This window comes from Trichocoleus sp. DQ-A2 (assembly GCF_039961915.1).
Lineage (GTDB): Bacteria > Cyanobacteriota > Cyanobacteriia > Cyanobacteriales > FACHB-T130 > FACHB-T130.
This window is the reverse complement of sequence record NZ_JAMPKD010000029.1, coordinates 63,013-83,151: the sequence shown is the minus strand read 5'-3', so window position 1 is coordinate 83,151 and position 20,139 is coordinate 63,013. Positions and strand designations below refer to the sequence as shown.

15 protein-coding genes are annotated in these 20,139 nt (G+C 45.7%); 11 read left to right on the top strand and 4 right to left on the bottom strand.

The window, feature by feature from the left end; translation table 11 throughout:
* Positions 1-116 precede the first annotated feature (116 nt).
* Positions 117-1,484 (bottom strand): CCA tRNA nucleotidyltransferase, encoded by a 1,368-nt coding sequence (locus NC997_RS23490; protein ID WP_190527669.1) that lies wholly within the window; start codon positions 1,482-1,484, stop codon positions 117-119.
* Between the two features lie 174 nt (positions 1,485-1,658).
* On the opposite strand from NC997_RS23490, the gene NC997_RS23485 reads away from it, so the two are divergent.
* The 3 genes from NC997_RS23485 to NC997_RS23475 all read left to right on the top strand — a co-directional run bounded on the left by NC997_RS23485 (position 1,659) and on the right by NC997_RS23475 (position 5,585).
* Entirely contained in the window at positions 1,659-1,907 is a 249-nt protein-coding gene (locus NC997_RS23485) for a Ycf34 family protein (RefSeq protein ID WP_190438801.1), read from the top strand.
* A 604-nt stretch (positions 1,908-2,511) separates the two neighbouring features.
* Entirely contained in the window at positions 2,512-4,995 is a 2,484-nt protein-coding gene (locus tag NC997_RS23480) for an ATP-binding protein (RefSeq protein WP_242031378.1), read from the top strand.
* A gap of 146 nt (positions 4,996-5,141) precedes the next feature.
* Complete coding sequence (locus NC997_RS23475; RefSeq protein WP_190412119.1) at positions 5,142-5,585, top strand: response regulator; 444 nt, start codon at positions 5,142-5,144, stop codon at positions 5,583-5,585.
* Between the two features lie 96 nt (positions 5,586-5,681).
* On the opposite strand, the gene NC997_RS23470 is transcribed toward NC997_RS23475, so the two are convergent.
* Positions 5,682-9,035: an EAL domain-containing protein gene (locus NC997_RS23470; protein ID WP_190527668.1), complete on the bottom strand. Its 3,354-nt coding sequence runs from the start codon at positions 9,033-9,035 to the stop codon at positions 5,682-5,684.
* Positions 9,036-9,487: 452 nt separating this feature from the next.
* On the opposite strand from NC997_RS23470, the gene NC997_RS23465 reads away from it, so the two are divergent.
* Positions 9,488-10,120, top strand: a complete 633-nt coding sequence (locus tag NC997_RS23465) for a DedA family protein (RefSeq protein WP_190412055.1) — start codon at positions 9,488-9,490, stop codon at positions 10,118-10,120.
* Between the two features lie 92 nt (positions 10,121-10,212).
* Here NC997_RS23465 and NC997_RS23460 read toward each other — a convergent pair whose 3' ends face one another.
* Positions 10,213-11,415, bottom strand: a complete 1,203-nt coding sequence (locus tag NC997_RS23460) for an argininosuccinate synthase (protein WP_190412056.1) — start codon at positions 11,413-11,415, stop codon at positions 10,213-10,215.
* 191 nt (positions 11,416-11,606) lie between these two features.
* On the opposite strand from NC997_RS23460, the gene NC997_RS23455 reads away from it, so the two are divergent.
* From NC997_RS23455 to NC997_RS23430, 6 genes are all read left to right on the top strand, one after another.
* Positions 11,607-12,548, top strand: a complete 942-nt coding sequence (locus NC997_RS23455) for a glycosyltransferase (protein ID WP_190527667.1) — start codon at positions 11,607-11,609, stop codon at positions 12,546-12,548.
* Between the two features lie 276 nt (positions 12,549-12,824).
* Positions 12,825-13,622 (top strand): 30S ribosomal protein S2, encoded by a 798-nt coding sequence (gene rpsB / locus NC997_RS23450; RefSeq protein WP_190412058.1) that lies wholly within the window; start codon positions 12,825-12,827, stop codon positions 13,620-13,622.
* Between the two features lie 42 nt (positions 13,623-13,664).
* On the top strand, positions 13,665-14,324 hold the full coding sequence (tsf, locus tag NC997_RS23445) for a translation elongation factor Ts (protein WP_190412059.1): 660 nt from the start codon (positions 13,665-13,667) through the stop codon (positions 14,322-14,324).
* 500 nt (positions 14,325-14,824) lie between these two features.
* Positions 14,825-17,131: an ATP-binding protein gene (locus tag NC997_RS23440; RefSeq protein ID WP_190527666.1), complete on the top strand. Its 2,307-nt coding sequence runs from the start codon at positions 14,825-14,827 to the stop codon at positions 17,129-17,131.
* Entirely contained in the window at positions 17,076-17,522 is a 447-nt protein-coding gene (locus NC997_RS23435) for a response regulator (RefSeq protein ID WP_190412061.1), read from the top strand. The genes NC997_RS23440 and NC997_RS23435 overlap by 56 nt, the downstream gene beginning before the upstream one ends.
* A gap of 81 nt (positions 17,523-17,603) precedes the next feature.
* Positions 17,604-18,776 carry a hybrid sensor histidine kinase/response regulator gene (locus NC997_RS23430; protein WP_190527664.1) on the top strand — a complete coding sequence of 391 codons (1,173 nt, stop codon included), beginning with the start codon at positions 17,604-17,606 and terminating at the stop codon, positions 18,774-18,776.
* A 288-nt stretch (positions 18,777-19,064) separates the two neighbouring features.
* On the opposite strand, the gene NC997_RS23425 is transcribed toward NC997_RS23430, so the two are convergent.
* Positions 19,065-19,199, bottom strand: coding sequence for a hypothetical protein (locus NC997_RS23425; protein WP_277877540.1), 135 nt, complete (start codon positions 19,197-19,199; stop codon positions 19,065-19,067).
* Between NC997_RS23425 and NC997_RS23420 the strand changes: the two genes are divergently transcribed.
* Positions 19,199-20,128: a hypothetical protein gene (locus tag NC997_RS23420; protein ID WP_190527663.1), complete on the top strand. Its 930-nt coding sequence runs from the start codon at positions 19,199-19,201 to the stop codon at positions 20,126-20,128. The two genes, NC997_RS23425 and NC997_RS23420, sit on opposite strands and share 1 nt — an antisense overlap.
* Positions 20,129-20,139 lie beyond the last annotated feature (11 nt).

The following is a 20,139-nucleotide window of genomic DNA, read 5'->3' as shown; positions in this document are numbered from 1 at the left end:
CAATCTCTACTCGACTTGAGACTAACATGCTCAGGCTCAATTAATTAGTTTTTTTTGATGTAGCTCTATCAGCCCCTATGCCACTACCTATAGCGTACCTGCGTAAGTCCTGAGTTTTACGGCTCTTCCAGTAGTTGCGAAACTAATTTTATGGCTTCTGCGGGGGTAGAGATTTTACCTTCAGCGCGTGCGATTCCAATCGCGGTGAGAAATTTACCAACTTGTGGCCCAGATGGGAGATTGAAAGTTTGGATCAAATCTTTGCCGCTGACGAGGGGCGCGGGATGAGCAACAGGATCGTCAGGAGTCAGATAGCGGTTGATGAGGGGTGTCAATTCTGCGACAGATATCCCAGTGGCTACAGCCAGAACGACGATGGCGGGAAAAACCTGTCCTGCCTCCCGAAAGAATAAATACTGCTCTCCTAAAGACATCTGAGATGGTTGCAGCTGCGGCAATAATTTGAGTGCAGTGGTAATGGCGCGAATTTCAGCGCGGCTGTATTTTAAATTCAATAATTGGGTTTCAGCAGCTTCTGGCACGGTTGATAACAATGTCGCCAGTTTTGCAATTCCCAACCAAGAAGTTTTTAAAGTATCGCTTACCAAGCTAGATAAAAAGATTGCTAACTCATGCCATGTTTCTCCCAGCAATACCGCTGAACGTTCAACTGCTGGCAAGATTGTAGAGACATTTTCGGAACCTCTCCCCCAAACCCCCTCCCCGTCAACGGGGAGGGGGCTAAGAGGTGGAGTTATTAACCTCGCGATTGTTCCCTCCGTTTGCAGGGGAAGGTTCGGGAGAGGTTGGGGACTTGAGGCACTGGGAAACCAAGTTGCGAGTAAACCATCCTCAACGGCAGTAATTATCCAAGGAGTGCCTTCAGAAGTGTTAAGGAGATAGGCAAACTCTGCTTGCACTCGTTCTGCCGATACTTGCCCCAGTAAAGGTGCAAGTTGTCGAATTGCTGCTTGGGTATCCGACTCAATCGTAAAATTTAGTTGGGCGGCTTGGCGGTACGCTCTTAATAGCCGTAAAGGGTCATCTTGCAGATTTTTGGGGGAAACCATCCGAATGATGCCCTGTTGCAAATCTGCATAGCCACTAAGAGGGTCGATGAGTTCGCCAGTGTAGGGATTGTATGCGATCGCATTCATTGTATAGTCGCGCCGCTGCAAATCGATTTCTAAATTTGACCCTTCGGCTTGTGCAATATCAACGGTTGCTTGCTCAAATACGACTCTGGCAATCTGTCTCTGGGCATCTAACAACACAAACCCCGCTTTGTAGCGACTGGCAATCTTCCGCGCTGTTTTTACCGCATCCGCCAGTAAGACAAAATCTAGATCCCGGTACTCACGGCGGCGTCCCAGCAAAGCATCTCGCACAGCACCCCCCACCATATAAGCGGGTTCCGGGAGCAATTCCAGGCTAAAAGGCCAAGTTTTTGGCGATAGGGTAGAGGTGTCTGTGTTTAAGTGCATCTGTATACTTACCCCATTTAGATAATTTTCCGAGTCCACGCACAGGAACAAGCGTTTGTGTGTCTGTGAATTTATTCGCCTCAAAGACACATTGCAATAAAAATCAACCCAATAGGTAATTAATAGACGTGTTGACTGAGCTAGATTAACAGAAAAGCCTCTGGAGGCTGTCCTATGTGTATTTGTGTTAACTGCCAATACGTAGACCGCTGCACCACCTATCATGCGGTAGAAATGCAGCATCAGGTGCCTCATCTAACTGAAGACCCCGATTTTGAAGCCACTGAACCCACCATCAATGTCAATATCCGCACCGAGGGGGAAATGATTGAGATGGAATGGGATGTTGTGGGTTGTCTCAGCTTTAAGCGGGAAACCGGCAAATGGGCGCGGTTGCGTCCCGGCGAGTTAGTGCCAACCTGAAAATATCTAAGTCAGATTGCGCTAAGCTACGCTGTTTTACAAACTTTAACGCGACGGCTACTGCTTGCCTCAGTAGCCGTTTTGTTGCATTTAGGCAATTCAGGCGACTGCATAGAGTCGAACTTACTCAGAAAAATCGTTGACTTGTAAATAATTGCTCAGATACAGACGACCCGCGTAACAATTGGCTAAGAATCTGAGCTGTTTTAGAGTTATTGCAGTAATTAATAAACTAATGCTTTTTTATCTTCTTGCAGCAATGATCCCTTAGCAAGTAGGCAAAAATGAAGAGAACTGGTGAGAAACGGGTGGAGATGGTAGTAAGGATTAGGTAAGCGATCGCTCTAAACCACATTTCTTAATAATTAACATATTAATCTGAATTAATTTATGAAATCTTAGCCATGATAATTAGGAATCTTTAATATTTCTTATGCCTTTTTAGTTTTGCAAAGATACATATCATCTTACCTATCTCCCCGCCCTCACTCACCACTACACTCAAAAAAGGGGAGGTAATAAGAAGTCCAGTTTGTGAGTAAAGCGACTGGATCTAACAGAATTTATCTGGCTCAACATCAATCAAGAAAACCAAGCCGTAGTTATGAATTTAAGTCCTTATCTCCCAAAAATAACACTGTTTTACGCCCGAAACAAAGCCGCTTTTGGACTAAGTATTTTAATCGTCGCCGGATATTTAGGTAATTATTTCCGTTGGTCATTATTTTTCGATATAGATTTCCTATTTGGCAGCATTGCCGTTTGGATTATAGTATTTTTGTACGGTACAGGTTGGGGTACTTTTGCAGGCTTCATTTCTGGCATTTGTACCTATTTTATTTGGCATCATCCCTACACGGTAATTACCTTTACCGCTGAAGCATTCTTTGTTAGTTTATTGTTTCATCGTCTACGTCAGAATATCGTGCTGCTAGACGGAATTTTCTGGCTGTTCATCGGGATGCCTCTCATTTGGCTATTTTATGCCATTATCTTGCACGTAGATACTACACAAGCGTTGATTATCTTGTTAAAGCAGCCTGTAAACGGGATTTTCAATGCTTTAATTGCTAGCTTGATGCTGACTCATTTACCGATTCATAAATGGCTAGGTCGTCCTCAAGCAGTTAGCACGCTTTCTTTGCAACAAACTGTTTTTAATTTGTTAGTAGCTTTTGTCTTCTTTCCTACTCTAATTCTTATGGTTTTAGACAGCCGCCGCGTAATTGATAACATCAAGACAACAGCTAATGCAGAACTCAAGGCGGCTTCTATAGATTTAGTTGTTGAAATGCGTTCTTGGCATCAGCAACATCTAAAGGCAGTTCAAGAATTTGCTCAGATTGCTGCTGATGAGCCTACCAAATTGGATGCATTGCAGTCAAGTATAGAATTTGCTGGACGGACATTTCCAGATTTCCATGAGATTTATGTAGTCAATGCCGAAGGTAAAGCAATTACATCTTCACCACGACAGAATGAAGCGGGAGAGTCCACTATTGGATTGAATCTTGCTGTTAAACCCTACTTTAAGGAAATAAATAATACTCTGCAACCTACTCTATCGGATGTAGTGAACGGACAAAAGGTAATTCTCAGCGTACCCGTGCTAAGAGATAATCGCTTCCGTGGTTTAGTCATTGCAGAACTCGATTTGAACGGTATTGACGAACTCCTAAAATCAAATGTTGACGAGCGGGGACTGCAAATTACTCTCGTCGATCGCAGAAAATCTGTAATTGCTAGTACTCTGTCTGAGCGAGTAGCAATGCAAACATTTGATCGTCGTAAGGATGGTGAAATTCGTCCAATTGCGCCGATGACTTATCAGTGGCTACCGATAAGTGGCAGTCGGCTTGTCATGGTGCGTTGGAACAATTCGTTCTTTGTGCAAGAGACTCTGATTGATAGCCAACTTCCTTGGACTCTCATTGCAGAATTGTCTGCGACACCAGACGTCCGCCATATAGAGCGCGTTCATACCAATAGTTTAGCGATTTTGATGCTAATTTCAGCGATCGCGCTCATCTTTGCAACCCTTCTAAGCCGCAGCTTAGTTAGCCCCCTCTCAAAACTAGCGCAAGTAACGACAAATCTGCCTCATAAACTTTCAGAGCAAGAATTAATCGATTGGCCTAATAGTTCGGTGACAGAGCTGGACGCTCTAGTTCGCAACTTCAAGTCAATGGCTGCGACCCTTAATCAAAAGTTTTGGGAAATCAAAAGCACCAACGAAATGCTCGAAGAACGGGTGCAAGAACGTACTCAAAAATTATTAATCATTAATACAGAACTTGAAGCTGAAATTGCCGAACGACAGCGAACAGAGGAAAAATTAAAAGCTTATACCTTCAAATTGGAACAAAGCAACCGGGAATTGCAAGACTTTGCCTTCGTCGCTTCCCACGACTTGCAGGAACCATTGCGGAAAATTCAAGCCTTTGGCGATCGCCTCAAACTCAAATACGGAGAATCCCTAACCAATGAGGGGAAGGACTACCTGGAGCGGATGCAAAAAGCGGCGCAACGGATGCAAACTCTTATTAATGACCTTCTAGCCTTCTCGCGGGTGACAAGCAAAGCTCAGCCTTTTACTCGTGTCAATATCACCAACGTGCTACAAGAGGTCTTGTCTGATTTGGAGGTGCATATCCAGAAGGTAGGCGCACAAGTAGAAATTGGCGAGCTGCTAACGATTGATGCTGATCCGTCGCAGATGCGGCAATTATTACAGAATTTGATTAGCAATGCGCTGAAGTTTCGGCGTCAGGAAGAAGCACCCGTCGTCAAGATTTGGAGTCAATTACTAGAGAAGGACGAGCAGCTTTGGACACAAGACTTATCAGCTCGTCCCATGTGTCAAATTATGGTCGAAGATAATGGCATTGGTTTTGACGAAAAGTATCTGGATCGGATCTTCACAGTTTTCCAACGCCTACACGGTCGTAACGAGTATGAAGGAACGGGAGTTGGTTTAGCGATCTGCCGTAAAATAGTCGAGCGTCATGGTGGTACTATCACAGCAAAAAGCATATTAGGGGAGGGGGCGACATTCATTGTCACGCTACCTGTTAAGCAATCTAGGTGATAGATTTTGGAATTTTAAATTTTAGATTTTTGCTGATCAATCTCAGAAAGCAAGCCTTTTTTCGCGGCTGCAAATTATGCGAAAGTACTGGAATTTGGTGTGAGTAAAACGCTGTGAATAAAGCTGGAAAATTAATTACCATCTTGATGGCTGACGATGATGAAGACGATCGGCTGCTAGCAAAGGATGCATTAGAAGAATGCCGACTCGCTAACGATCTACACTTTGTTGTAGATGGTGAGGATCTGATGGATTATCTTTACCATCGGGGTAAGTATACTCAGTTAATAAAATCGCCCCGTCCAGGTTTAATTCTGCTGGATCTGAATATGCCTAAAAAGGATGGGCGGGAGGCTCTCCAGGAGATTAAAGCCGATCCCGAACTGCGACCTATTCCAGTCGTCGTGCTGACTACATCAAAGGCTGAGGAAGACATCTATCGTTCTTACGGTTTAGGCGCAAACTCGTACATTGCTAAGCCAGTCACATTTGAATCTCTAGTTTCTGTGATGAAAGCTTTGGGAAAATACTGGTTTGAGATTGTTGAATTGCCACTAAAGGAAAATGAAGCGGAAAACTCAACACTATAAAATATAGTTTTGCAGAATTCCTAGTTAGGTTTCGCCTTGGCAAAACCTAACATTAAGCAATACTAAATTTCAGTCATCTACTCAGCGCACATAAGATTATTGAGGTTTTGCAAAGATTGAGGCAAAATAATTAAAATCGGTGGTAAGCTGCTGTGTTGTAACAATTAATTCTTTTGCTGACTCTTGAGTTAAGGGTTTAGCGAAAAAATATCCTTGCCCATATTCGCATTCCATTTCTCTCAGTTGGGAGAGTTGCTCGGCTGTTTCCACCCCTTCTGCTGTCACATTTAACTCTAAAGTATGAGCCAGGGTCACGATAGCACGGACAATTTCTAAACTGTCGTCTTTCGCCCCAATTCTACTAATAAAAGAACGATCAATCTTTAACTGATCGATGGGAAACCGATGCAGATAGCTTAAGGATGAATAGCCAGTGCCGAAGTCATCAATATGCAGATGTACGCCTAAAGCTTTTAGTTGGAAAAGCATTTTGATTGCCGATTCTGCGTTTTCCATAACTGCACTTTCAGTAATTTCTAACTTCAAACTTCGCGCATCCAGGCGAGTCTCCCGCAAAATTTGATCGATTTGCTTGACTAAATCTGGTTGTAAAAACTGTTTGCTGGAAAGATTAACACTGATTGTTAATAGTAATTCTGGATAAAATTGCTGCCAATCATACATTTGGTAACATGCATTGTAGAGTACCCACAGCCCAATGGGAACAATTAAACCTGTTTCTTCGGCAATGGGAATAAATTCCGCTGGAGAGATTAAACCGCGCTCCGGATGCTGCCAGCGTACAAGCGCCTCGAACCCGTCAAGCCTGCCAGTTGTCAATGACACAATGGGTTGATAGTGAAGCTGAAATTCATCCCGCTCGATCGCACGCCGCAAGTCGTTTTCCAGTTGCAAGAGTGCCACCGCGCGGGTATGCATGGTGGTATCAAAGACTTCGTGACGCGCTCTCCCCATTGATTTGGCACGATACATTGCGGTGTCAGCATCGCGCAGGAGATTTTCCGGACAGTCATATCCAATTGCTGGGGCGCTTTGCGAACCACCCCCGATGGCAATGCCGATGCTTGCTGTCGTGAATACCTCTTGCTCGTTAAGGCTGAAAGGATGCATAAGTTCTAAGTGGATGCGCTCGGCAATGTCAGTGGCGTTATTGATATTTTTGACATCGTCGAGCAGGATGGTGAACTCATCTCCACCTAACCGTGCAACTGTATCTCCACCCCGCAGGCAAGCTTTCAACCGCTGCGCGATCGCTACCAGCAATTGATCGCCAATCATGTGTCCCAAGCTGTCATTAATCACCTTGAAGCGATCAATATCTAGAAAAAGGACGGCGAAGAAATAGTCACTGGTTCGTTTTGACCGTTCAATTGCCTGTCCCAACCGATCCCTAAACAAGGCTCGGTTTGGCAAGCCTGTCAACACGTCATGAAAAGCATCATGGAGGAGTTGTTTCTCAACTTGCTTGCGCTCGGTGATGTCAGTTTGAGAGCCAGCCATGCGAGAGGCTTTACCATTTGTGTCTCGTACAGCCATCCCCCGGATTAGCATCCAACGGTATGTTCCGTCTTTGTGTAGTATGCGATGTTCGTTCTCAAAATGGGGGGTCAGCCCTTCCAGATGTAAAGAAATCTGCCCTTTCAACTGCTCGATATCCTCAGGATGCACTCGCTCAAACCAGGCATCAGGCGTATTGCTAATTTCGCTCTCCTCGCAGCCCAGCATGGATTTCCAGCGGGGAGAAAAATAAATTTCGTTTGTTTTTAAATTCCAGTCCCAAAGTCCGTCGTTAGCACCAGAAACGGCGAGTTCATAACGTTCTTGACTCTCACGCAAAGCCTCCTGGGTCTGGGCGGCCTTGGTAGCTGCCCCTACGCGCTCGGTAATATCTTGGAAGGTAACGACTGCACCCACCAACTGACCATTTTCTCGAATGGGGGTGCTGATGTATTCAACGGGAAAGCTCGTACCGTCTTTTCGCCAAAAGACTTCTTCTTCTATTTGTTGAACTGTGCCATCCTTAAAGGCTGCATAAATTGGACACGCTTCTCGCGGATAAGGAGCGCCATCGGCTTTTGAATGGTGGCAAATAAAATGCAAGGGTTTGCCAATGAGTTCTTCAACTTCCCATCCCAGCATTCTCGCAGCAGCTGGATTAACAAAGGTGGCGTTTCCATGAATATCCAAACCATAAATTCCTTCACCCGCTGAGTTGAGAATTAGTTCGTTTTGGTGGCGCAGTCGTTCAATTGCCTCTTCGGTTTGCTTGCGAACCGTGATGTCGTTCTGCAACCCGATGAAGTTGATGAGTTTCCCATCGTTATCAAAAACTGGGTTGATGGTGAGTTCATTCCAGAACGGTGTCCCATCTTTGCAGTAGTTCAGGACTACACACATAATCGGTTGCTTTGATGCGATCGCTTCTCGCATCACTTTCACAACAGTGAAATCGGTATCTTTCCCTTGTAGAAAGCGGCAATTAGAACCCATCACTTCCGCCGCCGAGTAGCCGGTGATGGCAGTAAAAGCAGGATTGACAAAGATAATTGGATTGTCAGGTAAAGTTGGATCGGTGATTGTAACTCCAGTTGTCAGGTTAGCGATCGCCGCCGCTAGCTGGCTGTTTTCGCGCATAGCTGACCGCAAGGCTTCTTCTGCCTGCTTGCGTTTGGTAATATCGGCAGCCAAACCATCGATTCGGATGACATTCCCATTCGCGTCACGCCCTAGATGAGCGCGATTGCGAATCCAACGCTCTTCCCCGTCCGGTCGGAAAATACGATACTCTTCGTCTGCTGCACCGACTTGGAGTAACGCTTGCGTCATAGCTTCTATTCGTTCTCGATCCTCTGGGTGAATCACCTCCAGCCAGAGGTTCGGGCGCTCGAAAAACTGCGAGACTGGACGACCATAAATTTCCGCCGCCGCCGGACTGATGTAAATCGGCTCCCTAGTGATGGCTGAAACCGACCATACGCTGTCATCGAGCGAGCCAAGAATATTCTCTAGCCGCGATTCACTCTCCCGCAGCGCCTCTAACGTTTTGACTCGCTCGATCGAGTAGCGGATCGCCCGCTCTAATAGCGGCGCGTCCATCTTCCCCTTAACTAGGTAATCGGCGGCTCCCGCTTTCATTGCTGCAAAGTCTACTTCCCGATCTCCTTGCCCGGTCAGCAAGATGATCGGCGCTTTACAATTAGTTGAAATGGCTTCTTGTAACAATTCCAAGCCGTTGTGTGCGCCAAGACAATAGTCCACTAAATAGACATCATGTTGATGCATCTGAATCTTTTCTAAAGCAGCATCATAACTATCTACCCATTCGAGATCAAACTTTTCTCGCTCAATTTCTGAAAGGAGATCGCGCGTCAGAATATAGTCATCCTCGTCATCCTCAATTAAAAGCACTTTTATTGAGTCTTTAGACATAAAATAATATTAGAAACAAAATACCTCTATCTTAGAGTTCCTCTCCTCAAGGGTAAAGCTAGAGAAGTCCTCACTCAGCCACAGTTGCAAATTCACTCACAACTGGTTTTTGGTTTGAGTCCTGACGAGCATTACTTTTTAACAGTCTTAATAAGAATAAAATTAAAATTTGGCATCTGTCCGTCGGTATACCTGCTGAAAATGTTTTTTTAAGGCGAAGCAGCAAATCGAAAAAGACGTAAACTCGCCTGTTTAATCCTTATTTCCTCAAGAAAGATATTGGGCTGCCTATTTGCCGATGAAGAGGAGTGCGATCGCCCTTGAGTGCTAGGGGCAAAATCCTCGCCCGTAGCCGTCTCGATAACAATCTCAAGATTTCCCGCCCTGATTGACACCCTGAGCGGATCGAGCCACTATGATAGAAGTATGAATCTATGTAAAGACCCAGATAAATGTCTTTAGAGTTTGTATCTGTAGAAAATATCAAAGAAATTGCCCACCACTACGGTTACTGGGCAGTTTTTTTGGGGATTTTGCTGGAAAATCTTGGCATTCCCATCCCTGGTGAAACAATCACGCTCGCCGGGGGTTTCTTGGCGGGAAGTAAGGAACTGAGTTACTGGTTCGTGCTAGGGAGTGCGATCGCTGGTGCAGTTGTCGGTGGTACTTGCGGTTACTGGATTGGCAGAAAAGGCGGCTGGCCCCTGCTGGTGAAAGTTGGGGGATTTTTCCGCATCCGCGAAGAAAAACTCTTACAACTCAAGCAACAAGTGAGCGAGAACGCCGGAAAAACAGTGTTTCTCGGTCGTTTCCTGGCTGTGCTGCGAATTGTCGCCAGTCCTCTCGCTGGAATTGCCCAAATGCCCTTCCTCAAGTTTATGGCTTATAACATAGCTGGGGCGACTGCTTGGGCATCGGTAATGGTCACGTTGTCCTTTTTTGCAGGGCGACTGGTACCTCTGGAACAATTAGTTGTGTGGGTCGCACAATTTGGTCTAATCGCGTTATTCCTGTTGATTGCCTGGATTGCCGTCCCTCTGTGGCTGGAGTCCCGCGAAGCCAAGCGTTCGATCGAGGGAGATTAGAAAAAGTTTTGAGTGATGAGCAATTAAGTTTTGAATGAAAAGAATGTGTTTTCTCACTCAAAACTCAAAACTCAAAACTCAAAACTTTCAAACTAACCTCTCGCTTTTTGCGACCAAACGCGAGTCGGTAATCCCCAAACGTAGATAAATCCTTCAGCAGCTTTATGGTCAAACTGGTCTTCAGCCCCATAAGTTGCTAACGTTGGGCTGTAAAGGGACTTCTCAGATTTACGCCCCACAGTCATCGAGTTGCCCTTAAAAAGTTTAACTCGCACCGTTCCCGATACCCGCTCCTGTGTTTGTTGAATGAAGGCATCCAGGGCGGCTTTGAGCGGACTATACCAAAGACCGTTATAAACTAGCTGAGTATAAGTTTCTTCGATACCGCGCTTGTAGTGGGTCACATCTGCGGTTAAGGTGAGACTTTCTAAGTCGCGGTGGGCATGAATTAAAACCATTAAAGCCGGGGCTTCATAGATTTCCCGCGATTTAATCCCCACTAGGCGGTTTTCGATCATATCGATCCGCCCGACACCGTGATTTCCTGCAATTTCGTTGAGTTTCGTAATTAGCGCCACAGGTGGCAAAGCTTCACCGTTGAGGGAGATCGGGATGCCTTTTTCAAAGCCAATTTCAACGTATTCTGGCTCATTGGGCGTGTCAGCGATCGCTTTGGTCATCGCATAGATTTCTTCTAGCGGTTCCGTCCAAGGATCTTCTAGGGGCCCCGCCTCAATGCTGCGACCAAATAAATTGCGATCGATACTGTAGGGAGATTTCTTTTTCACGGGCGAAGGAATCCCATAACGCTCACCATAAGCGATGGTTTCCTCTCGGCTCATCCCCCATTCCCGCGCTGGTGCCAACACCTTCAAATCTGGGTTCAGCGCCGCAATCGATACATCAAACCGAACTTGGTCATTGCCCTTCCCCGTGCATCCGTGCGCCACCGCATCCGCACCGTATTTTTCAGCCGCTTCGACTAAAAGTTTGGCAATCAGCGGACGTGCCAAAGCAGTCTGGAGGGGATAGCGATTTTCATAGAGAGCGTTCGCTTGAATCGCTGGAAACGCATAATCTTTGACAAAACTTTCTGTAGCATCGGCAACCAGCGATTCGCTAGCACCGGATTTTAGCGCTTTTTCCCGGACTGGCTCTAGTTCGTCTCCCTGTCCCAAATCCGCCGCCAGGGTAATTACCTCTTCAACTCCCCATTCCTCCTTCAGGTATGGGATGCAGACGGAGGTATCGACTCCCCCTGAATATGCCAGCACAACTTTGGTAGCACGACCCATTGATCTCTCACTTCCGCAAAACAACGAGTTCTTATTATGCAACTAATCTATGCCAAGTCTTGTCAGGAATAGCACAGATTAATCTACAGCCATAGTCATCTGGGGCACCAAGGGATAGATGAAAATGCTTTCTGTTCATTGGCTTACAGTTCTTTGAGAGATACTAAAAGTGTTGTCATCCGGGGGAAATCGTGTTTTTTAGCGTTGTCATTCCAACTTATAACCGCAAGCCGATTCTAGAAAAATGCCTCAGAGCAATGGAACACCAGCTATTGAGTGCTGGTAGCGTCGTCAGCGGCTATGAAGTGGTGCTGGTGGATGATGGTTCGACGGATGGCACGTTGGAGTGGTTATCCCAACACGCCGCTGAATTTCCTCACGTGCGATCGCTCTTGCAAGACCATCAAGGGCCAGCCGCCGCCCGTAATCTGGGAGTAGAACAGGCTCAGGGTGACACGATTATCTTTATTGATAGCGATTTAGTTGTTACCGAGCATTTTCTCCAAGCACACGCCGACGCCTTAGTTGAGGGAGAAAAGAATCTCGGAAGCGATCGCCTCTTTACTTACGGTTGGGTGATCAATACCAATAACTTCGAGAATCCCACCTCGGAACCCTACAAAATCACGGATTTTTCCGCTGCTTACTTTGCCACGGGGAATGTAGCGATCGCTCGTAAATGGCTCGAAAAAGCTGGATTATTTGACACCCGCTTTCAACTTTACGGCTGGGAAGATTTAGAACTCGGCATCAGGCTCAAACAACTGGGTTTAAAACTGATTAAATGTCCAGCCGCCGTTGGCTATCACTGGCATCCCCCTTTTGCCTTAGAACAAATTCCCCCCATGATCGATCGAGAAATCCAACGGGGACGCATGGGCGTTTTATTCTACCAAAAGCACCCTACCTGGGATGTCAAAATGATGATCCAAATGACCCTCCTTCACCGCATCCTCTGGGGTCTTCTTTCCCTCGGTGGCAGACTCAACGAGCGCACAATGGCACCCTTTTTGCAATGGCTGATTAATCAAGGTAAACCTCAATTAGCCTTAGAAATTGCTCGAATTTTCCTTAATTGGTACAACGTTCAAGGTGTTTATGCAGCCTACGCTGAAGCTAGGCAAAAAGCATAATTTACAGCTTGTACTGCCAAGTATGCGAGTGAGCGATTTATTTTGCGCGATCGCTAATCTTTTAATATTTTCCTTGCCAAATATCTAGAAATCGGCTACCGCAACTGTGCTAGCCTATTTTTCAATGTTTTTCCTGCAAATTTTCCTATCAAAGCTTTTATAACTCTGATAAACTGGAAGAGTTGTCTAAATTCGTACATTCCGCACATTCAGGGTTTCGGGTGTTTCCGCTGGAAATACGCCTGGATGGAGGATTAACCCGAAAGGAAAATAAATATGTCAGTTGTTTCTTTGGCTCAGATGATGGAGTCGGGTGTTCACTTTGGGCACCAGACCCGCCGGTGGAACCCAAAAATGGCTCCATACATCTATACGTCCCGCAATGGCGTCCACATCATCGACTTGGTTCAGACTGCCCAGCTGATGGAAGATGCCTACACCTATATGCGAACCGCCGCAGAACAGGGCAAGAAGGTTCTCTTCATCGGTACCAAGCGTCAAGCCGCAGGAATTGTGGCTCAAGAAGCCGCTCGTTGTGGTTCTTACTACATCAACCAACGTTGGTTGGGGGGAATGCTCACCAATTGGACGACCATTAAAACACGGGTAGAGCGCCTAAAAGATTTGGAACGCCGGGAAGAAACCGGAGTCCTCGACTTACTGCCCAAGAAAGAAGCTTCGATGCTGCGCCGGGAAATGACCAAATTGCAGAAATACCTCGGCGGTATTAAGCAGATGCGGAAAGTTCCCGACATCGTGGTGATCGTGGATCAGCGTCGGGAATACAATGCAGTTCAAGAATGCCAAAAACTGGGGATTCCTATCGTCGCGCTGCTGGATACAAACTGCGACCCGGATGTAGTGGATATTCCCGTTCCAGCCAATGACGATGCCATCCGCTCCATTAAGCTAATAGTGGGTAAGTTGGCAGACGCTATCTATGAAGGTCGTCACGGTCAGCTAGACGCAGAAGCAGAAGAGGATTACGAAGATTACGAAGGCGCTGAAGACGATATCGAATACGAGGAAATCGACTCGGTTCCTGATGAAGAGGAAGAAGAAACCGAGGGATAATTCAGCGTTAGAAACATCAATTCTTAGTTAGGAACTGAGGAAATGGCGGAAATATCTGCAAAACTCGTGAACGAGCTGCGCCAAAAAACTGGTGTCGGCATGATGGACTGCAAAAAAGCGCTAAAAGAAACCGATGGCGATATGGACAAAGCCATTGAGTGGCTGCGTCAAAAGGGAATGGTTAGCGCTGGGAAAAAAGGCGATCGCCAAGCCTCAGAAGGACTGGTCGGCAGCTACATCCATACCGGAGGTCGAGTCGGCGTCCTGGTGGAAGTGAACTGCGAGACAGACTTTGTCGCCCGCAACGAAGCCTTCCAAACTCTGGTGCGGAACATAGCCATGCAGATTGCAGCTTGCCCCAACGTTGAATACGTGAAGGTTGGCGACATTCCCGCTCAAATCGTTGAGAAGGAAAAAGAAATCGAAATGGGGCGGGATGACCTAGGCAACAAGCCGCAGAACATCAAAGAAAAGATTGTTCAGGGTCGAATTGACAAACGCCTGCAAGAGTTGAGCTTGGTCGATCAGCCCTACATTCGTGACCAAAGTATCACGGTGGAAGAGTTGATCAAGCAAAATATTGCGACGCTAGGTGAAAACATCCAAGTCCGTCGCTTCGTCCGATTTATTCTCGGTGAAGGACTGGAAAAGAAAGAAAGCAATTTTGCTGAGGAAGTTGCAGCTCAAATGGGCGGCAATTAATCAGTAAGTTTTCTGGCTGAATCGCTAGGAAAGACAGGTTTCCATGATGGAAACCTGTCTTTTTTTATCTTTATTTTCAAGAGATTTTCAGCGCTTGTAGGCAGGACATCCCCATTTTATATATCTCAACAAATTAACACCTTAAAAACCCTTTATAAAGACAGAAACACTAAAAGCAGAAAAACTTTTTGTTTTGGTGGAATTCTTAACATCCTCCTTATGAGTGTTGCCTCGATCCTTGTGCTAGACTTTTGAGCGCGAGCAGATTAAGGGGACACTGCGAAACACCGTTGAGGAGTGCAAACTCACTAGAAAAGTAACAAATTTTTCAGCCCCTAAATAGACAAGCATTGTATCTTGGAGTTCAGGATCGAGCTGACTATTTGCCAGTAATACAGCGCTACGAAAGGGACATTAAGCTGGTGCGGGAAATCCTTTTAGGGTATTCAATCCTATAGATAATCTACTTCTGATAGTTCCAGAAAAAAGGAAGGATCGTAATGGAAATCAATTTACAAGTGCCAGGGATTAATATAACTAGCTTGAAAGAAGCACCAATTCATAATGCTAGTAAAATTCAGCCTCACGGAATAATTTTCGTTCTCGCAGAACCTGAGTTAACAATATTACAAGTTAGCAGCAATATATCCACAGTTTTCGGAATCTCCCCCGAAAATATGCTGCAAAAGAAATTAGAAGAAGTTCTCGACCCATTCCAAGTAGACAGAATTAAAGCAGGACTATTAGAAGAAAATCTTGATTTTATCAACCCTATCAAGATTTGGGCTAGAAGAAAAGGCGATGAGTATTTAGTCTTTGATGGCATTTTCCACCGGAATGCAGATGGATTTTTAATTTTGGAATTAGAACCTGCGATTTCCCAAGAAAACATCCCCTTCTTAAGCTTTTATCATCTAGCCAGAGCCTCTATCAACCAGTTAGAAAAAACATCAACTCTGGGTGACTTTTGTCAAATCATTGTGAAAGAGGTGCGAAAAGTCACCGGATTTGACAGGGTGATGCTATATAAGTTTGATGACGATGGGCATGGATCTGTCCTCGCTGAAGAAAAACTAGAAAGTATGGAGCCTTACTTAGGTCTCCACTTCCCAGAATCAGATATTCCTAAACCAGCTAGAAAGTTATTTACCTCGAATTGGATCAGGTTAATCCCGGATGCCACTTCTCAATCTGCTGAACTTTTTCCGATTCTTAATCCAGTTAATCAACGTCCGCTTGATTTAACGAACTCTATTCTTAGAAGCGCGTCTCCTTGTCATATCCAGTACTTGCACAATATGGGTGTGGGTGCTTCTCTGACAATTTCTTTGATGAAAGATCAAAAACTTTGGGGACTGATTGCTTGCCATCATCAGTCCCCCAAGTATGTTTCTTATGAGCTGCGAAAAGCTTGCGAATTCTTGGGGCGCGTCATCTTTTCAGAAATCTCAACCAGAGAAGAAACTGAAGATTACGGCTATCGCATGAAGCTGACATATATCCAATCAGCCTTGGTTGAATATATGTCTCAAGAAGAAAACTTTATTGATGGTTTAGTTAAACACCAGCCGAATCTGCTGGAGCTTGCTAACGCTAAAGGTGCCGCCGTGTGCTTTGGTGGGGATTGCACGATGGTTGGTGAGACTCCCACAGAAGAAGAACTCAACTTTTTAGTCCAATGGCTAAAGAATAACGTCGAGGAAGAAGTCTTCTATAGCGATTCCTTACCTCAGATTTATCCAGATGCAGAAAGTTTCAAAAACGTTGCCAGTGGCTTATTAGCGATTCCGATTTCTAAGAATAACTATGTTTTGTGGTTTCGACCGGAAGTAATTCAAACCGTGAATTGGGGTGGCGACCCAAATAAGGCGTTTGAAGTAAACCAGTCAGAGGGAAATATTCGTCTGTGTCCTCGCAAATCATTTGATCTGTGGAAAGAAACGGTTCGCTTAACGTCTTTACCCTGGAAACAGGTAGAAATTAAAGCTGCACTTGAACTCAGAAAGGCAATTATTAACATTGTGCTGCGCCAAGCTGATGAACTTGCCCAATTAGCTCAAGATTTAGAACGTTCCAATGCTGAGCTGAAAAAGTTTGCTTACGTCGCCTCCCATGACTTGCAAGAGCCACTCAATCAGGTAGCGAACTACGTACAACTTTTGGAGATGCGCTATCTAGAGCAACTCGACGAAGACGCGAAGGAATTCATTGGCTTCACTGTTGAGGGAGTCAGCTTAATGCAGACGCTAATTGATGACGTGCTGGCATACTCTAAGGTGGATATGCAGGCTATCGAGTTTGAAATGACAGGGGTGGACACGGCTTTAGACCGTGCCTTGGCTAATTTGCGAGGACGCATCTCGGAAACGGGAGCTGCGATCGCTCACGATCCCTTGCCGACGGTTATGGCAGATAGCACCCAGTTGATGCAACTGTTCCAGAACCTGATTGGCAATGCTATCAAGTTCCGCAGCGAGCAACCGCCAGAAATCCATGTAGGAGCTTCTCGACTAGAGGATGCGTGGCTATTCTCAGTACGGGATAACGGGATTGGCATCGATCCGCAGTTTAGCGATCGCATTTTTGTTATCTTTCAGCGTCTGCATACGCGGGATGAGTATCAAGGTACAGGAATGGGTTTAGCAATTTGCAAAAAGATTGTTGAGTGTCACCGAGGGCGCATCTGGGTCGAGTCCCAATTAGGTCAGGGTGCAACATTCTACTTTACGATTCCAGTAGGGGGACGCGATCGTGAGCGTAGAAACGGAAGAAAACCACAAAACAATCTTTTTAGTCGAGGACAATAAAGCCGATATCCGCTTAATCCAAGAAGCCTTAAAAAATAGCTCGCTTCCACACCAAGTCGTGACAGTCAGAGATGGTGTGGATGCGATGGCTTTCTTGCGCCAAGAGGGCGAGTATGCTGATGCACCTCGCCCTGACCTGATTCTGCTGGATTTGAACTTGCCGAAGAAGGATGGTCGAGAAGTCTTGGCGGAAATTAAAGCCGACCCCAAGCTGAAACGCATCCCAGTAGTAGTGCTGACAACTTCTAAAAATGAAGATGATATTTTCCACAGCTATGACTTGCACGTAAATTGCTACATCACCAAATCCCGCAACCTCAGCCAGCTCTTTAAAATTGTTAAAGGAATTGAAGAGTTTTGGCTGGAAACTGTTACCCTGCCATCGGAATGATGACAAGAAATTTTCGTATCTTGTTAAAATGCAAGCAGTTGCCGAGCGGGAACAGGAGGGGAGGGGAGATCCCAGAAAATTATGCCTGGAAGCTCAATAAAAATCTTGTTGATTGAGGATAACTTGGCAGAAGCCAGATTCCTGCAAGAGCTTCTGAAACAAGCCAAGTTCAAACAGTTTAGTCTGGTGCATGTCAAACGATTGAGGGAAGCGCTCAATCGACTCAATGAAGATTGCTTTGATGTAATTTTGTTGGATCTGACCCTACCTGACAGTGAAGGTTTGTGTTCTCTAGCTCCCCTAAACAGCCACGCTTCTGGCTTACCGATTGTTGTGCTGACAAATACGAATGACGATGAATTAGCGATAGAAGCAGTCCGACAGGGGGCACAAGATTATCTGGTTAAGCGCCAAGTTAATGTAGAGGTGCTAGTGCGCTCTTTGTGCTATGCAATTGAGCGAAAGCAGGTTTCGGAAACATTACGAACAGTTAATGAGGCGTTAGAAATCCGAGTTCAGGAACGAACGGCTGAGCTAGTGAAAGCCAAAGAAATCAATCAGTCTAAATCTGAATTTGTTTCTATGCTTTCTCACGATTTCCGCAATCCTCTGAATAGGATTCTCCTTTCTGCTGGATTGCTCCAAGACTACGATCAAAAACTGAGCGATGAGAAAAAACATACTCATCTCAAACTGATTCGTTCAGCAATTAAAAATCTGGCTCAGCTATTAGATGAAATTACGTTTATCGGGAAAGCTGATTCAGGGCAACTTCAGTGCCAACTGATTCCCCTTGATTTGAAATCATTCTGTCACAAATTGGTCGAAGAGTTGCAACTCTTTACACTTGACAAATATCAACTTATTTTCACTTGTCAAGAGGACTTGGGAGAGGCGTTATGGGATGAAACCCTACTGCGGCATATTTTAGATAATTTACTCGCTAACGCGATTAAGTATTCACCGGAAGGCGGCACAGTGCGTTTTGAACTAAGAAGCCACGAGAAAACAGTCATCTTTCAGATTCAAGATCAAGGAATTGGTATTCCCAAAGAAGATCAACCTCGGCTGTTTCATCCTTTCAATCGTGCTAGAAACGTCGGCACAATTCCTGGCACTGGGTTGGGATTAGCGATGGTCAAAAAGTGTGTGGAGGCACATGGGGGCGAGATTTCAATGATGAGTGAAGTCGGAGTCGGCACGAGTTTTACGGTGACGCTGCCGTTGATTGGAGAAGCAGCGTTATCAGAATAGAGGCGGCTAAATCGGTGAATTTCAGCGAACCGACAGGGAGGGAAATGGAGAATCGGTAGCTTTTTTGCCACGCCCTGACACTACTGCCTATCTATCGGATACCGTTTCACGAATAAATTATCACAAAGGCGATCGCTTTAAAGCTCTTTAGGTAGGCATTTCAAAGGTTATAGGGGAGTAGGGTATCGGCGGCAAGGAGAGGGGCGATTAGAGGCTCTTTGATACCAGGGAAGTGGTTTAGGGTCGATCTCAAAGTTAGTTCTACATCGCGTTATTATGAGTCGTTAGTCAATAGGGATTCGTCTGTTGCTCCTGACCGATAGACGAATAACCGAATGACCGAATGACGAGGAATCGGTATTCTAAAGTAGGGAAGTACATCTGTACGCCCGTACCGTCCCGATTGACAGATGTAAGCAGCAATGGCGAGAAGAGTAGAGGAAATTGAGCGGGATATGGCAGCGCTGGAAGAAGCAATCAAAGCGATCGCTATAGAATTCCACGATACCTACAACGATTATCTGACTGCCTTAGGACAAGCCATGCGGCAGCAGTTGATCGTGGCGAGTTATTATCTTTGCACCCAAGTCTATCCGGAAGCGTTTCTCAGCCTGTCTCTTAGAGAACGACAACAATTGCAACAGAACCTTCAGCAAGAGGCAAGGCTTGCTCAACCCCAACTGCGAAACCTTGAAAGAAGCCGTCCCGCTGAAACATCGCGCGGGGAACTATCCCAAGAACCCTCTCAAGAAGAGGATTTCCCCACCCCGACTGATGACTTAGCCATCGAGATGCTAGCACCACAAGACACTCTCGACACCCCAAGTCTCAATAGCGATCGCGATCGCTTAATCAGTCGCTTTACCTTTTCTAACGTCCCGACAAACAACCCAGAGGATTTGGCTCGATGGCAGGAAGCGGTGGAAAACGCCATGAGCGAAACCTTGCTCGCTCTTTCTTGCCAAAGCAATCGTCTACTACAGGAAGTGGGGATATTACCGAAAAACTTTCCGGAAGCTGTTCTGGAAGCTGCTGTTAGAGCGGAGACATCTGGTGAGCCTGTGGTGGGACGCCCCAATCTTTTAAAATTTGTGGTTCAAATAGAAAATGAGCCGGTAGAAATGTCAAATCTCCCGACTTTACAAAACTCTCCTTTAATACCGATTATCGCCATCCATCTGCGGTTATCTGAGATTGAATTTGCTGATTCAACGGTAATGGCAGGACGCAACCAGATTCGGACCCTCAGCGCACGGCTTAGCACCCTGCGCCGAGAATTTCAGAAGAAGCAACGAGAGCGCACTGTGGCTGCGGCAGAAGCGGCTTGGCGTGCCTGTTGGTTTGAAGAATAATGGGAATCGTC

Coding starts and splice junctions, on each gene's coding strand:
- NC997_RS23490 (WP_190527669.1), bottom strand. CDS start 1,484: ATGCACTTAAACACAGACACCTCTACCCTATCGCCAAAAACTTGGCCT.
- NC997_RS23485 (WP_190438801.1), top strand. CDS start 1,659: ATGTGTATTTGTGTTAACTGCCAATACGTAGACCGCTGCACCACCTAT.
- NC997_RS23480 (WP_242031378.1), top strand. CDS start 2,512: ATGAATTTAAGTCCTTATCTCCCAAAAATAACACTGTTTTACGCCCGA.
- NC997_RS23475 (WP_190412119.1), top strand. CDS start 5,142: ATGGCTGACGATGATGAAGACGATCGGCTGCTAGCAAAGGATGCATTA.
- NC997_RS23470 (WP_190527668.1), bottom strand. CDS start 9,035: ATGTCTAAAGACTCAATAAAAGTGCTTTTAATTGAGGATGACGAGGAT.
- NC997_RS23465 (WP_190412055.1), top strand. CDS start 9,488: ATGTCTTTAGAGTTTGTATCTGTAGAAAATATCAAAGAAATTGCCCAC.
- NC997_RS23460 (WP_190412056.1), bottom strand. CDS start 11,415: ATGGGTCGTGCTACCAAAGTTGTGCTGGCATATTCAGGGGGAGTCGAT.
- rpsB (WP_190412058.1), top strand. CDS start 12,825: ATGTCAGTTGTTTCTTTGGCTCAGATGATGGAGTCGGGTGTTCACTTT.
- tsf (WP_190412059.1), top strand. CDS start 13,665: ATGGCGGAAATATCTGCAAAACTCGTGAACGAGCTGCGCCAAAAAACT.
- NC997_RS23440 (WP_190527666.1), top strand. CDS start 14,825: ATGGAAATCAATTTACAAGTGCCAGGGATTAATATAACTAGCTTGAAA.
- NC997_RS23430 (WP_190527664.1), top strand. CDS start 17,604: ATGCCTGGAAGCTCAATAAAAATCTTGTTGATTGAGGATAACTTGGCA.
- NC997_RS23420 (WP_190527663.1), top strand. CDS start 19,199: ATGGCGAGAAGAGTAGAGGAAATTGAGCGGGATATGGCAGCGCTGGAA.